12 protein-coding genes and 1 pseudogene are annotated in these 12,991 nt (G+C 54.3%); 2 read left to right on the top strand and 11 right to left on the bottom strand.

Going from position 1 to position 12,991, the window contains the following annotated elements; translation table 11 throughout:
- The 4 genes and pseudogenes from HMPREF1640_RS03160 to HMPREF1640_RS12520 all read right to left on the bottom strand — a co-directional run.
- Positions 1-1,002, bottom strand: a pseudogene (locus HMPREF1640_RS03160) (hypothetical protein); the annotation flags it as partial.
- Positions 1,003-1,045: 43 nt separating this feature from the next.
- Positions 1,046-1,252 (bottom strand): hypothetical protein, encoded by a 207-nt coding sequence (locus HMPREF1640_RS03155; RefSeq protein ID WP_036892300.1) that lies wholly within the window; start codon positions 1,250-1,252, stop codon positions 1,046-1,048.
- Positions 1,249-3,927 (bottom strand): hypothetical protein, encoded by a 2,679-nt coding sequence (locus tag HMPREF1640_RS03150; protein ID WP_036892298.1) that lies wholly within the window; start codon positions 3,925-3,927, stop codon positions 1,249-1,251. The genes HMPREF1640_RS03155 and HMPREF1640_RS03150 overlap by 4 nt, the downstream gene beginning before the upstream one ends.
- Positions 3,928-4,079: 152 nt before the next feature.
- A complete protein-coding gene (locus tag HMPREF1640_RS12520) occupies positions 4,080-7,505 on the bottom strand; it encodes a hypothetical protein (protein WP_052051681.1) in 3,426 nt (1,141 codons plus the stop codon).
- Between the two features lie 58 nt (positions 7,506-7,563).
- On the opposite strand from HMPREF1640_RS12520, the gene HMPREF1640_RS13150 reads away from it, so the two are divergent.
- Entirely contained in the window at positions 7,564-7,704 is a 141-nt protein-coding gene (locus HMPREF1640_RS13150) for a hypothetical protein (protein WP_156098695.1), read from the top strand.
- A gap of 5 nt (positions 7,705-7,709) precedes the next feature.
- Here the strand turns inward: HMPREF1640_RS13150 and HMPREF1640_RS03140 are convergent, their stop codons facing one another.
- From HMPREF1640_RS03140 to HMPREF1640_RS03110, 7 genes are all read right to left on the bottom strand, one after another.
- Complete coding sequence (locus HMPREF1640_RS03140) at positions 7,710-8,069, bottom strand: hypothetical protein (RefSeq protein ID WP_036892296.1); 360 nt, start codon at positions 8,067-8,069, stop codon at positions 7,710-7,712.
- Positions 8,056-8,328, bottom strand: a complete 273-nt coding sequence (locus tag HMPREF1640_RS03135; RefSeq protein WP_052051680.1) for a hypothetical protein — start codon at positions 8,326-8,328, stop codon at positions 8,056-8,058. The genes HMPREF1640_RS03140 and HMPREF1640_RS03135 overlap by 14 nt, the downstream gene beginning before the upstream one ends.
- The gene (locus tag HMPREF1640_RS12515; RefSeq protein WP_052051679.1) at positions 8,325-8,810 is read right to left on the bottom strand and encodes a phage tail tube protein; all 486 of its coding nucleotides are present in this window, start codon (positions 8,808-8,810) and stop codon (positions 8,325-8,327) included. Before HMPREF1640_RS12515 ends, HMPREF1640_RS03135 begins: the two co-directional genes overlap by 4 nt.
- 231 nt (positions 8,811-9,041) lie before the next feature.
- Complete coding sequence (locus HMPREF1640_RS03125; protein WP_036892295.1) at positions 9,042-9,602, bottom strand: hypothetical protein; 561 nt, start codon at positions 9,600-9,602, stop codon at positions 9,042-9,044.
- 24 nt (positions 9,603-9,626) lie between these two features.
- Complete coding sequence (locus HMPREF1640_RS03120; RefSeq protein ID WP_036892303.1) at positions 9,627-10,094, bottom strand: N-acetylmuramoyl-L-alanine amidase; 468 nt, start codon at positions 10,092-10,094, stop codon at positions 9,627-9,629.
- Entirely contained in the window at positions 10,094-11,149 is a 1,056-nt protein-coding gene (locus HMPREF1640_RS03115; RefSeq protein WP_036892293.1) for a hypothetical protein, read from the bottom strand. The genes HMPREF1640_RS03120 and HMPREF1640_RS03115 overlap by 1 nt, the downstream gene beginning before the upstream one ends.
- 263 nt (positions 11,150-11,412) lie before the next feature.
- A complete protein-coding gene (locus tag HMPREF1640_RS03110) occupies positions 11,413-12,351 on the bottom strand; it encodes an HK97 family phage prohead protease (protein ID WP_036892291.1) in 939 nt (312 codons plus the stop codon).
- 160 nt (positions 12,352-12,511) lie between these two features.
- On the opposite strand from HMPREF1640_RS03110, the gene HMPREF1640_RS03105 reads away from it, so the two are divergent.
- Positions 12,512-12,976: a DUF1804 family protein gene (locus tag HMPREF1640_RS03105; protein ID WP_036892289.1), complete on the top strand. Its 465-nt coding sequence runs from the start codon at positions 12,512-12,514 to the stop codon at positions 12,974-12,976.
- The last annotated feature ends 15 nt before the right edge of the window (positions 12,977-12,991 follow it).

Raw genomic sequence — 12,991 nt, 5'->3', positions numbered from 1 at the left:
CAAACGCTTCTCCACGGCCGCCTTGTCCGAGACGTCCACGCCGTCAAGATTGAGGTCGCTGCCCCACAGCAGGTTCGGGCGTGTGCCGTTCTCCACCAACTTGTACAGCGCTGAGTTGTTCTCACGCACGAGCCTGTCCATATAGTCCTCGGCCGATTCAAGTCCGCCGTCCGCGCCCTTCACCTTGAAGTCGCCGGTCACCTGACTGCCGTTGGCGGCAAACCACGTGCGCTTGTGCGTGGCGAGCTTGAAGTCGTTCACGCCCATGTATTGCACCCAGTAGGGAGCTTTCAGGTCACCGTCAAAACTATTGTAGGCGCACGTCATGATGACGCTCTGCCTTTCCTTGTTCTTACGGTTTCCTATCTGCGCGAGTTCGTCACCCACCTTCGGCATGTCGTCAGTCGGGTTGGAACAGTCAGTCTTGCTCAAAACCAATTTAAGGCACTTCTCCTCCTTGCCGTCAATCGTGCGCGTCACCACCTCCTTAGGCGCATCCGTCACCAACCGCCAATAGTAGTGATTGCCCTTTCCACCCTTGAGGATGTTCATGCCATCTGAACACATCATTTGGTCATTCACCTCGCAAGTCCGCGACAGCGTCACGCCGTCTTTCTCCGCGCGCTGGAAACACACAAATCCGTCCGCCGTTTCCTCCACCGCGTCAATGTGGAAAGTACCCGCGGAGTTCACCGTCATGCCCCCAGCCGCCTTAGCCTTTTGTATCTCCAACTCAAAGAACGTCGCCTTGCCAGTCACCGTGAGGTTCTTGGTCATGATATTGCCCGAGTTCGTGATGTCGCCAGCGTTGTTGATATTCCCTGTATTGGTAATGTCTCCAATGTTTTTGATGTCACCCCTGTTGACGATGCCTTGAAAAAAGCTCACCGCCTTGGCCACGATGCCCTTGAGGAATGTCACGACCTCTGCTGCCGTGTTGGGTATGTCGTTCCGCAGGAAGTGCGTCAGTGTTTTTGATTCCAAGCTCACCTCATCGGCCATTCTGGCATGGTTTGCTTCATTGGCCGCCTGCGCATGATTTGCCTCATCCGCCCTTGTTGCTTCGTCCGCCTTCTTGGCATGCTCTGCCTGTTCGGCGAGGCGTGGCCTTTTCCGCCATTTTCGCCATATCGGCTTTACTGGCGTGCACAGCCTCCTTGACGGACTTGTCTCCATAGGCTGCTCCCGGTGTCCTGAGCGTTGGCGTTGCAGCCTTGTTTTTCTGTTTTTTGATGATCTTTACGTCTATCATGTTTCCATCTCCTTTAGTGCCATTTCAGCCTCCCCCGATTCAAGGTTCCTCGTGATGCCCTGCACAAAGAAATACTTTCCCAGTGCCGGATGCCTGTAGTGGTTGAACGTGCTGACGCGTTGCTCCTTCTTGTCGGTGAGCTTTTGGGTCATGAGAATTCTGGGCTGGTGGTACTCGTTGTAATAGCTGTCAACATACAGCTGCTCCGGCTTTGCCTGTCTCCCCGTTGTGTGGTCGTAGATATTGACCACCCCGTCGCCGGTGAGCAAGTTGAGCGGCGTGCTCATGCATACCCCCTGTGCCACGCCCAGCTGCCTGCATTCCTCCGAGGTGAGTGCCGAATTGATTTTGAATTCGATGTCATCCTTCCTGTTAACAAACTGCTGCTTGTCGTCGCTCATGTAGACGATGTCGCTGTCACCCGGTCTTTCGGTCATCCCATTGTCACTGTACGCCTTCACCTGAAAATCCTCGATGAGGATGCTGCTGACGTTCGCCAGCAGTGAAATGGTGTTGCTGGTCCACTTGGTATGCCTGAAGAAGGTGGGATGCCTCCTCGTGATGTTCTCCCACGTGGCGTTCACCGGTCCGAGTATCATGAACTTGACCTGCCCGCTAACCTTATCGGATTTTCTGATGGGAATGGCCATGCCCTCGACGTCTATTCCCATTTTGTAGCTGATGTTGTTCTGTATGTCAAATTTTCTTCCGATGAGCTTGTCACCTATTTTTGGATTGAAGCCAATGGTGAAGCTCTGCTGATAATACACATCATCGCTTGCGCACTTTTCCCTGGGGAAGTATTTTTCCCATTTGAAGTTACCGGGGCTTCCCCCGTCGCCCTCCTCGACCACGCACTTGTCTCCGATGATGAGCATGCAGGCCAACACCGCTACTTTCGAGATTCTGTCGGTTCCGTCGCCAATGGCACTGTAGTTGAACTCGACTTGCTCTGGCGCCGACCCGGTGAACGGCACCAGTCCTCGTGTGGTGTCCCTGTCCCACGTAGGCTCTTGGGCGGGCGTGTCGGCTTTCCACCACTGCTGTGTGTAATACTTGTTCCGGTTGTTCTTTGCCGGAACCGTGTGGTGCCACCACCTCATGATTCTCCTTCCTGCAAAAGGAAAGCTGGGTTTGTAGTCGTTGATGGCCCTGAAATTGTCGGTGAGCGGGGTGATGGGGTTGAGGATGACGTTCCCGCTGATGACGATGTAGTTGGTAGTTTTGTCATCGCTTGGTGAGAACACCCCCCCGGAGGCGCTCCCCTCGTATACTGCCCTTGGAATGGATGCCTTGAGACTTCGCTCGTTTGGATACACTTCCGCCGGGTTGTTGTCGATACCGTTTCCGTTGACACTCACGACGAGATAGTTGGTCATTTGCACTTTTGCGATGGGCGCGTTGTCTTTCACTGCGCATGGCTGTTCTACCTTTCCAAATGCGATGAGGGCCGCCGTGTCGTAATATGTCAATGCGTTTGGCAACGCCTGCTGGTAGCGCCCACCTTGATTGAACAGATGCATGATGTCTCCGATACCGTCGACCGGGAACCTCCAGCGCCGGTTCTCCATGACGCGGACGAACCAATCTGTGATGGTGGCCCCGCCGTACCCCGTCGTTCTGCCATGCGTGATGGCGTCAAAAGCGTCGATGGAGGTTTCTCCCTCCCCATCGCAGCTGTACTCGGTCATGTACTTTTGCTTGGCGTTGTAGGGGCTCCCGAGTGTGTCGTTGTCAAACGGGCTCTCGATGACGTTCTCCACGCTCCCGGTCTTGCATGTGAGCAGCAGCTGGTTGTACACCTCGCCTACGCTGATGGTGGTGTCCTGTCCCACGACGTTTGCGTTGCTGATGTCCACGCGTTGCCTTGTGGTGACCGACTCTTGTGCGCTGACGAGGTCACGCCACCTGATGGGCTGCTGGCTCTTGACGCTTTCCCATGCGAAGATGTAGAATGTGAATCCCTCTTGCCTGATGTGCAGGTTGAGGTATTTGAGCGTTTCCCCGAGCACCTCGTCCTGCTGCCACACCTCATCCTCGTCATCGCCGAGAAAGAGCAGCTCATTGACGGACAGCTGGCTGAACACCTGATATTTGTTCTCCTCCAGCCTGTCGAGTGCCCGGCTGCCATCATATAGGAATGTGAGATTTCCCTTTCCCTTGATATCTACCCCTTTGGTCATGTCTTTCAGCGTTTCCATGACGATGTCTGCCATGGTGCGCTGGTTGGCGGTGGCCTTGATGCCGGCGTATGCCACCCCCGGCGTTCCCACGCCTCTGTATTTGGCGTATCGCATTGCCGTGAGTACGTCGATGCAGCTCAGCTCAATCTCGTCCTGATCCTCATTATATCCCTGCGAGTAGGTCTGTGGCTCCACGAATCCGGCGAAGAGGCATTCACCCTCCCGATAGATGTTGACCACCGCGTCCCAGCATGACGCGCAGAAGAAGTCGGGCACGAAATTTTTTGTGAGCAGCCTCACGCTCGCCTGTTGACAGAGCAGCGCGTCGAAGGTGTCGCTGACCTGGCTCGTGATGTCCACGGGGTCGTCGGTCCAGCTGATGCCGCTATCCTTCGCCCCTATCTCTATGTCTGGCGTATGGCTGCCTTTCGTGAGGATGTGCACCTCTATGCGCTCGTTGAGCTGGTTGTAAAAATGTCCGTGTATGTACATGTGTGTGCGTGTTATGGGCGGTTCTATAAATTAGCTTTGAAAGATTGCGAGCCTGCTTTATATAAAACATAGTCTCACCTAGCTCCACATAGTCTCACCTGGTTCCACATAGTCTCACCTAGTTCCACATAGTAGAATTTGTAGAACCTCCCCTATAATCTAATGTTTGTTTTCTTCCTGCTGACGCGCGTCTCGTTTGCCAGTGCCAGCACGATGTCACGCCCACGCAGCCTTGCCTCCAGCCTGCCGCTGAAACCACCGCCGGTGTCGCCTATCAAAGCCTTGAGCCTGTCGAGCGGCACCACCACTTCCGGGTTGTTTGCCGCCCCGGCATACTCGCCGAAAATGCCCAGCGTGGGTCCGTAGGCGATACAGCCGTCGGCAAACTTTGGCAACGAAGCCATGACCCCTATGAGCGCGGCCACCATGCCAATGCCAATGGCTATCCCTGCGAATGGAATGCTCGCATGAGCCTTCATGGTCTTGGCTGCCGCCCCTGCCACGTCTGCGGTAGTCTCCGCGCTTGCCGCCGTGGCCCTTGCGGCGCTGTTGGTGACTTCCGTGGCCGTAGCCGCGCTGTCTACTGCCGCCGTTTCCGTCTTTGCCATGCCTTGCGCCGTGGTGGCCGCGGTGTTCTGCTGCGTCGCCCCTGTGAGTGCGTCGATGATGGCGATGATGCCGCTCAACCCTTGGTAAATTTGTATGGCCGCGTCGACGACGCCGGTGATGGTCTGCCAGGCATCCCCATTGCCCTCGAGGGCGTTGGTAAGGCTCTGTACACCATCTCCAATGCCCTTTATGCCTCCCCATGCCTCGGTGAAGCTGACTTGGCTTCGCCGCAGCACCTTCTCATACCTCTTCCATGTGCCGATGAGTTCCTTCACCTCTTCGCGCTGTTGCGCTCCGAGTGGATTCTTCGTGTCGGCGAGCATTTTCTGCAGGGAGCGTATTTTTTCACGAATGCCCTCCAAGCCAATCACTTCCAGTTCAATGCGCAGCTTCTTTCCGCTCATGGCTCCCAGCGCGTGTGTCTCTTCGTGCATGGCAGGCAGTTGTGTCATCCTCGCCATGGCATCCCGCTTGTCCTGCAAGGCATTGATGGTGCGCTGTATGTTCTCCACCTCCTGTGCGCTTGCCTTTCGCTGCAGGGCGCCATAGTAGCTGATGGCCTTGTCGAGTTCTTCCATCGAGTTGAGTGTCCCGATGTGTGCGGGCTTTGCGAGCGTTGCCAAGGCCTCGTCCCACTCGTGCCGCAGCTTCTGCAAGGCGAGAATGTGCTTCTGTATCTCCGCTCGACCGCTTTGCGTGGCTTTCTTGAGCTGCTTCTCGTAGAAGGCAATCTCTTCGTCGAGCTGCTCATAGGTCTTTATCTCATCTGTCTTGAGGGCTGCGTGCGAACTGTCTTCGAATGCCGTTTTAAGATTGTTCAAACGTTTTATCTCAGCGTCGATCTGGCTGAGTTTCTCCTTGGACGCCTGTTTTCGCAGCTGTTGCTGATACAGCAGTTGTGCGTCAATGTCTTCCAAGGTGTCGAGCGACGTTGGCCGGCTTGCCGCATCGACCTCCTGCTGCACCGCCTTTTGCAGTTCCTTGTACTTGCCGATGAGCGCTGTCAGGCTGGCTATCTTGTTCTTGTCATCCTTGTCGGTTTTTTTCAACAGGTTGTCATAATAGGAGAGGTTCTTGGCTATTTGCTCCAGTGTTTTTGGATTTTCCACCGGCTTTTCGGGTGCGTTTTGCTTAGCATGGGTTTTCCTCGTTGTCTTTTTGTTGGTGTGCGCCACGCCCTGTTCTCTCTTGTTGACAGCGTCGCGCTTGTTCAATTCCTTTTGCAAGCGTCCAATCTCACGGTTGAGTCGTTGCCGTTCGGCGTTGTCGTTGCCCTTGACCCTGTCGAGTTCTTTTCGTTTCTGCTCCAGCTCCTGATTGAGTTCCTCGTTGGTGAGTTCGTGTATGTTCGCATCCGTGACGCGCACATTGTTTCGTGACCTCTCAAGTTCCTTCTGTGCATCCACCATGTGCTTGATGCAGGCGCCATACTGCCGTTGCAGTACCTTTATATCGTTAGTGAGCTTGCTCACCTCGCCACCCAGCTGTTCGTAGTAGTCTTTTCCTCCGGCTGCATTCTCCCAGTTGTAATGCGTGTTGCCGTTGCCGTCCCAATACTGCTGCCCCAGCTGGAAGCGTTCGCTTTGCTTGCTCTCTTTTTCGAGCTGCTTGGCGGCGATTTTCGATGCGAGCACCTTGGCTTGTGCCTCGTATCCGATTTGCGCGCAATAGACCTTGCTTTTTGAGATGAGCGTGTCGTACCATTCCGCCGCCGTGCGGTGATACCCGAAACTCTCCCCGTACTTCTTGTTGAGCTCGCTTACCTTTTTCGTCGTGTTCTTATGGCTGTTGATGAGCGATGCCAGTGTGCTCACCTCCATGTCGATCTCCGCCTTGGCGTTGGATGACGCGCTGCTGAAGGCGTCCGTGCTTTCTTTGAGCATGTCCACGTCCTGCGCTGCGTCTTCCGCCTCGTCGCCCATGGAACTGAACAGGGAAATAATCCCGGTGATGATGAGGGAAATGCCCATGGTCATGGCTGCGTAGAGTGCCGTTACGGCAACGGTGAGCGCCGCCGTTCCTGCCGTTGCCGTATATCCGCTTGCCGCCAGAAGGTTTTGTGCCGTTGCCACCACCCGTTCGTGAACTGCCAGTGCCAGCCCCTTGATGGACGTAAGGACGAATGCCGCGCTGAGCGCCTTGATGGACGTGATGAGTTTCGCCGTGGCCGCCAGGCAGATCATGGTCTGTGCGGCGATGGTGACAAAGGGCATGGCTCCCTGTACCATGCTCCCCAACTGTTCCTTGATGTCTCCGAGGGTGTTCTCCAGCTGCTTCTGCTTGCCGGCGTCGGTCTTTGCCAGTTGTGCGTTCATGTTGCCCACGTTGGCCGTGATCACCTCCGCGAGCATGGCGGCCCGTTCGGACTCATTTCCGTACTGGAGCACCTGCTTCTGTGTCTCGTCGAAAGTGATTCCCACGCGTTGCAGCACCTCTGCCTGCCCCTGCATGGCCTTTCCCATCATGTTGCCGACGCTCACCGCATCCTGTGTGGTCGCGTTCAGTCCGTCCTGCTGCGCGATGAGGTTGTTCATGGCCGGAATGAGCACCTCGAGGCTCTGCTTCTGCTTGAGGAAGGTGGCCATCTGCTGGGCGCCGCTCATCTGCACCTCGTCGCCGATGACGCCGAGTTCCTGCTGCGCGGCACACAGTTGTTTGACGCTTTGTATCTCCGCGTCGGTACTTCCCATGCGCTGTCGCATGATGGTGTCGAGCTGCGTTTCTGCCACCAGCTGTACCTGGTATGCCTGTGTAAGGTCACAGAGCACCCCCTGGAGTTGTGCGATGGAGTTTTGAAATGCGTCCACGGCCTGTGCCGCCTGTGCCCAGGTGATGACACTTTGTTTGGCTTTCTCGGCCTCTTCCTGCACCTCGGACAGTGCCTTCCCCACCTCTTTTGCGTCGGCGGTGACTTTCTTCACTCCTCCGTCACTGTTGATTTTGATGGTAAAACTGACCTCTTTTGTCATGGTTTCTATTTTTTTTTCTTATATTTGCAGCAGCTTCAAACTTTGAACTTTGAACTTTATGTTAGCAAGCGTCAACTTACAGCCCCTTCACGACCTGATAGTGGAGCACCCTGTTGCCAGTGTGCTTATGGTAGCGTTTTGCCTTGTGGTGATCATCGCAGGTCTTTTGTTCTGCTATGGTGTCATCAAGGCTAAATAAGCGGGCTATTTCAGTCCTGCCTTCCGCTTTTCCTCCCTGTACCTGCGCATGATCTCCTGCCTGTCGGGTATGTCTTGCTTTTGGTTTTCCTGTTTCTCATCCCATGGAAACTCCATGATGTCACTCGGGCTTAACCTTTGTTTTGCCCATGGCTGCAAGGTACACAGGCAGCTCATGCGCAAGCGTTCCCAATGGTCGCGCTCTACGGCCATGCGCCTGTCGTTCCATGCGTCCCACGCCGCCCTGAACTCAGAAGGGGTGCATCGGCAGAAGTCGTCCATCCCCATGCCCATGCACCCCAGCGCGATTCCGAGCAGTTGCTCAACATCAGCCTGCGTTACCTCTTGTTGGTCATTTTTTTTCATCCATGGAACTGATTTGCCGGTTCCACTGTGTGAGCATGTCGGGCGTGATGGTGTTGCAGAAGGTCTCGAAATCTAATGGGAACTCTTGTCCCGCTGCCTGTGATGAGCATTTGACGCAACACCACATGAGCATGAGCAGGTCTTCGAGGTTTTCTTGTTTGAGCTGGCTTACATCCTTTCCTGTCTCGCGCTTGAACAGCAGGAATGCCCCCATTACCAGATAACAGGGGTAAGACTTTCCGTTGATGACTATCTTCATGACCTGGTTCCTCCCGCGCTAGCTGTTGAACCAGACTCACTAAGACCTGACGCCACCTTTCCCACCTTTCCGCAGTTCTCCAGCTGTACGCTGTACTTGGCGTCGTCACCGGCCTGCCCGTCGAGTTCGAGCGATGTGATGATGTACTTTCCCTTGTAGCCACCGCTGGTTTTTCCAGTTCGCTTGTCGCCGTCGCGCAAGCCGTAGGCGGCCTCGATGGGCTCGCCGGCGAGCTGTTTTTCCTTGAGCTGATCGTAGGTGGGGGTCTCGCTGTCGCCGTCGGTGAGCACGCAGCCCTCTGCGGAGATGCTCTCCGAGAAGCTCTTTACATATTTCTCCTTCCACTTGCCAGTTGCTGCCTCTTTGGTGACGCGCTCACCTGTCTCGGTGGTGGTGCTTACCTTGCATCCGGTGGAAAATCCCAGCGCTTTGCCATCCACGCTAAGGATGAGGTTTGTTCCGTCTAAAACACTTTTTGCCATATCTTTCTTATTAAATGGGTTGATACTATGCCGGCCGCCACCCCGGCGATGAAGGCGATGAATGTAATTCTGAGACCGGGGGCGCCGCGATCCTTTGCCGTTTCCCTCAACTCGCTGTTTGCCCTGTTCGCCTCATTGAGTTGCCGTTTCAGCGTGATGATGTTCTTTGAGTAACTTGCGGCTACCAGTAGCAGTGAGTCGCATTGTGCCTCAATGATGATTTGCTCAGGCTCATTCGCCGTCGCCGGTTTCCTTTGGAGCTTGACGGCCGCCTGTTTTTCCCTTGCCGTGTACGACGCCCCTGGTGGCAGCTGCCTGATGCTGTCGAGTGTCAGCCTGAGACAGGCTGTTGCCATGGGAACCCTCACCGGCTTCTGCCATGTTTGGGTGACCGTCGCCGTGAGGCTGTCCCTTTGCAGGCTCATGCTTTCCTCGCGCAGGCTTTGGCGTTGCACTGTCTTGGTCGAGCGACAGCTCCACGCTGACAGGGCAAGTAGTGCGATGAGGGCATATCTGAATAGCCTCGATGGCCCGTGAGAGGCGGTTGAGCACCCGTCGCATCTTGTCGCCATCGGTGCGAAGATTCTCAATTTTGTCATAGTTGGTTTCGTTTTGCTGTTGCAGACTGATGAGCTCACGGCTCACCATGTCGTACATCTGCTTGTAGGTATCCTCTATCTTTTTTTTCTCCTCGACGGTTCTGGTCCGCCGGTTGGCGATCCAGGCAATGGCGGCTCCGATACCGCCCGATGGGATTGCCCATTGCAGGATTTGAAATATCGTGTCTCCCATTGCTTGTATATTGTGAATTGTAAATTATGAATTATGAACTCCTATCCCGGCCATCCACCGCCCCACGTCGAACGAGGGGCATTGCTTGGCGGGGTTGAGGTCGTGGTGCCCTACGATGCGTATCTGCGGGAACCGGCTGTGGAACTCGAGGACGTATCGCTTGAGCGCCTCGCGCTGTGCCGGCGTGCGTGTGTCTTTAGGGCGCATGTCGCTGTCGCATCCACCCACATACACGATGTGCCGGCTCACGCTGTTGTACCCTGCCGAACCATTGGTGATCTCCCAGTTGTCTACACGGTCGTCTTCGTTGTTGGGCGCCAGCCGCTCGATGGTGCCGTCAAGATGAATGAGGTCCGTGTAGCCAACGTGTTTCCACCCCCTGCCTGCCGGGGGTGGCGCGGTGTGCCATCGGCGTATCTCAGCCGCGGTGACCTCGCGCCCCTCCGGCGTGGCGGTGCAGTGGATGACGAGATATTTCATCGGCTTGCTCATCATGCGGTTTCCTTATAGCCGTTTGCCATTACCACGCCCGCATCAGTCTTTTTAGGCATGCAGATGAAATAATGGCGGAAGTTGATCTTGTTACGCTGGTATTCGGGGTCGGTGGAAGCCTCGCTGTAATACATCTTCGTGGACCCTGTGGCCTTGAACACGCGTGGCGTGTAGAAGGCGAACGAGCACTGGAACTCTCCCTTCTCGGCGTTTGCGCCAAGCGCTTTCTTGACGCCAGCCTGCGTATAGAGCGGCGTGTTGGCATACTCGAAGATGTCGAACCCGTAGAGCTTGCCTACCTTACCGGTTCCGCGGTCGATGTTGTACTGCTCGCGGAAGTTCTGACTGGCGAGCAGCAGGTCGTTCACATGGTCGGGGCAGAGCACGAGACGGCGGTTTTCTGCCGGCACCTTCATCTTATCCAGCGCCCGTTTCATGGCCACAAGGTCTTGAGGTGTCAGGCGCAGTCGGCCAGTCTCAGCGTCGCGCTCGCCGGTGGTGGTGAGCACGGGCGTGGTGGCGCTGTTTTTCTGAGCGCAGAGCGCATGGGCGGCTTTTGTAAATTTAGCGTCATTCAGCGCGTTGCCGTGACTTTCTTTCACCCGTGCCATCTTGTTGTAGCTGACGGCATATAGTTCGTCATCGGTGATGGGTGTGACTTTTGTCTGGAACTTGTCGAGCTTGATGGCAATGTCTTTGTCGTCCAAGGCCTGCAGTGGTATGGGATAGGTGGTGTTGTTGACCAGCACGTCAGGGTCGACCCCTACGTCGACGAGGTGAATGACGTCGTTGTTGGTGATGGTACTCTGGTCTGGCACGCCGTCGAGCCATGAGCCTTCAAGGCCTCTGCGCAGGGCTTTCACCAGCTCGCCGGTCCATATCTCTGTAAATACTCCAGCGCGGAGTGCGCCTTTTGGCATGGCGCCCACCATGGCAGCCACCAAGTTGAGGGTCAATGCGCCCGCCACGGCAGGCAAGCCAAGCATTTTCGCAATGACGGCACCTACTATCGCATTGAATAGCAGTGCGGCAAACATCTTTAAAATTTTGTTCATCTTTTTTGTTTTTAGGGTTATTCTTTCACAATTCACAATTCATAATTATGGGCGGTTCTATAAATTAGCATTGTCAGATCGCGACCCTGTTTTATATAAAAACCTAGTCCTACCTAGTCCAACATAGTCCCACCTAGTCCCACATAATAGAGACCACAAGATGACAAAACGTAAAAAGACTGACATAAAAAAACTTTACGGTGGTAATTTATAGAACCAGCCTTATAACTATGAACTCGTGAACTGGTTAACCGGTTTACTATTTAGATCACACACTCGATGCCGTACTCGGCCTTGTACAGACGCTTGTATTCCTCCGGATTCTCCGAGCGCAAGGTCGCTATCTGGTCTCTCGGCACCTCGCTCAGCTTTGTGAAGGTCTGATCTCCGGCAGGAGCACCGCCCTGATGTCCCAATACGGAAGACAGCTTCACGGCAGGGTGCATCGCCTTCAGCGTCTTCTCCAGTTCCTCCGCGCCTATCTTCTTGCCCAGCTCCACAAACTGGTCTTTGTTATTTAACTCAATGCGTTTGTCAGCGATGGCTTGATCTATAAGGCTGTTGATTCTCGCCAAAGTGAGCTTCTCTTTTTCCTGAAGCAGAGACGCGTTCTGTTCCTTGACGGCTTTCAACTCGGCAATCTTGGCGGAGATTTCAGCCTCGGTTGCCGTTTCCGGCAGCCCCAAATTCAGGGCGATGGTCTTGTTTTCCATTTCTTCTGTTTTTTGTTTGTTAATATTATTCAAAAGCGGCAGCGGGCAATCTCCGTCCCTGCCGAGGGTTATTCTTTTTCCGTCTTTATGAAGCACGAGGGCATCATCATTGGCACCGACATCAGCGACGCTTACCTCAAATAGCTTGCTCTTGGTGATGGTGGGACGTGTCTGCCCGACTACAAGCAGGTCTTTGTCCTCACTCATCTCAAGTATCTCCAGACCGGCGCTCACCATTCTTAGGCTTCCGAACTCAAACTGCTTCTTGCAGCGTTGGCTCAGTTCTGAGGCACAGTCGAACATCAGTTCACCGGTTACCTCATTGTTCTCCACCTTCAGGTCTTTCACATAACCCACCACATTGCCGCGCTCGTGCATATAGAGCAGTACGGGGTTACGGTTGTACTGCGACACGTCCATGCCGCTCGTCAGCACTCTGGACCCGTAGCTGTTCAGGCTGTCATTAGATATTCTTACACGTTTTCCCATTTGCGTTTAATATTCGATTTCCGCTGCAATATTATGTCATAAATCATTGACTTCCAAAAAAGTATGAAACCACTGCACGCTTCTATGAAGCGGCTGCACCGTTTTTTTGCAACCTCAATAAAATAAGGCAATTTTGCATGGTAAAGCAACAAACCGATTTATGACAAAAGCAGAAACAGAAAAGAAAAAATCACTGGCACGCTCTCTCTACCTTGCAGGAATGGAGCAGAACGAGATAGCGGAGAAAGTAGAGGTGTCAAGGGTTACCATATCCAAGTGGTGCAATGCGGATGGTTGGAAAGAGGCGAGGGCGGCCAAGAACGTGACGCGCCACGAGCTGGTGAACAAACTGCTGCTCACCATAGACAAGTTGATAACCGAGGTGAACGAGTCGGAAGACCCCTCGCTCATAGCAGGGCTGGGCGACAAGCTCGCCAAACTGTCCTCCGTCATCGAGAAACTTGACAAGAAGGCTAATGTCGTGGATGCGATTGAGGTCTTTATGGCATTCTCCAAGTGGCTGGAGTACCGTGCCACCATTGACCCCTCTGTAACGCCGGAACTCATCAAAACCATCAACAAGTTTCAGGATATGTACCTCACCGAGCAGATGGGAATAAAATGATAATTCATAATTTTT

The sequence above is a fragment of the Prevotella sp. S7-1-8 genome (assembly GCF_000758925.1).
GTDB lineage: Bacteria > Bacteroidota > Bacteroidia > Bacteroidales > Bacteroidaceae > Prevotella.
This window is presented reverse-complemented; position numbering and strand designations above follow the sequence as displayed.

Coding starts and splice junctions, on each gene's coding strand:
- HMPREF1640_RS03155 (WP_036892300.1), bottom strand. CDS start 1,252: ATGATAGACGTAAAGATCATCAAAAAACAGAAAAACAAGGCTGCAACG.
- HMPREF1640_RS03150 (WP_036892298.1), bottom strand. CDS start 3,927: ATGTACATACACGGACATTTTTACAACCAGCTCAACGAGCGCATAGAG.
- HMPREF1640_RS12520 (WP_052051681.1), bottom strand. CDS start 7,505: ATGACAAAAGAGGTCAGTTTTACCATCAAAATCAACAGTGACGGAGGA.
- HMPREF1640_RS13150 (WP_156098695.1), top strand. CDS start 7,564: ATGTTAGCAAGCGTCAACTTACAGCCCCTTCACGACCTGATAGTGGAG.
- HMPREF1640_RS03140 (WP_036892296.1), bottom strand. CDS start 8,069: ATGAAAAAAAATGACCAACAAGAGGTAACGCAGGCTGATGTTGAGCAA.
- HMPREF1640_RS03135 (WP_052051680.1), bottom strand. CDS start 8,328: ATGAAGATAGTCATCAACGGAAAGTCTTACCCCTGTTATCTGGTAATG.
- HMPREF1640_RS12515 (WP_052051679.1), bottom strand. CDS start 8,810: ATGGCAAAAAGTGTTTTAGACGGAACAAACCTCATCCTTAGCGTGGAT.
- HMPREF1640_RS03125 (WP_036892295.1), bottom strand. CDS start 9,602: ATGGGAGACACGATATTTCAAATCCTGCAATGGGCAATCCCATCGGGC.
- HMPREF1640_RS03120 (WP_036892303.1), bottom strand. CDS start 10,094: ATGAGCAAGCCGATGAAATATCTCGTCATCCACTGCACCGCCACGCCG.
- HMPREF1640_RS03115 (WP_036892293.1), bottom strand. CDS start 11,149: ATGAACAAAATTTTAAAGATGTTTGCCGCACTGCTATTCAATGCGATA.
- HMPREF1640_RS03110 (WP_036892291.1), bottom strand. CDS start 12,351: ATGGGAAAACGTGTAAGAATATCTAATGACAGCCTGAACAGCTACGGG.
- HMPREF1640_RS03105 (WP_036892289.1), top strand. CDS start 12,512: ATGACAAAAGCAGAAACAGAAAAGAAAAAATCACTGGCACGCTCTCTC.